General features: G+C 66.1%; 1 protein-coding gene. It reads right to left on the minus strand.

The genetic code is table 11. The annotated features are described in order from the left end of the window. Positions 1–37: 37 nt before the first annotated feature. A protein-coding gene (locus ACWIE7_RS19320) for an IS3 family transposase (protein ID WP_454070354.1) occupies positions 38–1,215 on the minus strand; the annotation gives its coding sequence in 2 pieces (ribosomal slippage) (positions 38–946 and positions 949–1,215; 1,176 coding nt in all). Positions 1,216–1,285: the final 70 nt, after the last annotated feature.

Genomic DNA, 1,285 nt, shown 5'->3' on the forward strand with positions numbered 1-1,285 from the left:
GCTCGGGCGTGAGGAACGAACTGGTGACAGGTTCGGTTTAGGCCGCGAGTGTGAGCGGCTCGGTTAGCTTGGCTTCGAACTCGATGGGCGTCAACCCGCCGAGGTTGTCCTGTGCTCGCTGGCGGTGATACTTCCGCTCGATCCAGACCACGATGGCCAGGCGCAGCTCCTGCTTGGTCGCCCACCGCTGCTGGTTGAGCACGTTCGTTTGAAGAAGCGACCAGAAGCTCTCCATGGCCGCGTTGTCCCCGGCCGCACCGACTCGGCCCATCGATCCGACCATGTCGTGACGGCGCAGCTCGCGAGCCATCGCGCGGCTCCGAAATTGGCTGCCTCTGTCGGCGTGCAGGATGCATCCGGCGACGTCACCACGTCGCGTGACGGCGTTGCGTACGGCATCGACGGCGAGCTTTGCGGTCATCCGATCCGAGATCGAGTAGCCAACGATCCGGTTGGAGAACACGTCCTTGATCGCGCAGCAGTAGAGCTTGCCTTCGCTCGTCCAATGCTCCGTGATATCCGTGAGCCAGAGCCGGTTCGGCGCATCGGCGCGGAACACCCGCTGCACGTGGTCGTCGAACACCGGCGGGCCGGCCTTCTTCCCCTTCCCGCGCCGACGGCGCTGTGCGGACGAGAGGATCCCGGCCTGCGAGCACAGCTTCCACGCCGTCCGCCGACTCATCCGCCATCCGGCTCGCCGCGCCTCGTCGGCGAGGTATCGGTAGCCGAACGTCGGGTCCTCGTGGTGCGCGTCGTGGAGCGCGTTGATCCGGTGCGCCCGAAGCACGTCCGCGTCCCGGATCGGGTTGTTGCGCCACCGGTAGTAGGGCTGGCGGGCGAGCTTGAGGACCCGGCACGACACCGTCACGGGAATCCCCGCGTCGGCGAGCTCAGATACGAGCGGGTACGTCATTTTGGGGAGCCACCGAGTTTCAGATTCGCCTGCGACAGATACGCCGCCGCCCGCCGAAGGACCTCGTTCTCCTGCTCGAGGAGGCGGATCCGCTTCTTCAGCTCCCGCGCCTCAGCTGCGTCCGCCGCGGTCTGACCGGGACGGTTGCCTTCTTCGACATCGGCTTGGCGGAGCCAGTTCTGCAGGGTCGCTTCGCTGATGCCGAAGTCGGTCGCGATCTGTTTGATGGTGACGCCGCTCTCACGACGTCTGGCGACCGCGACGACGTCCTCGCGGAACTCTCTGGGATAGGGACCGGGCATGATGACATCCTCCCCGCCAGCGCCTCCCGGCACTAACGATCAGTTGTCACCGATTCGTTCCTCACGCCCC

The sequence above is a fragment of the Dietzia sp. NPDC055343 genome (genome assembly GCF_053645265.1).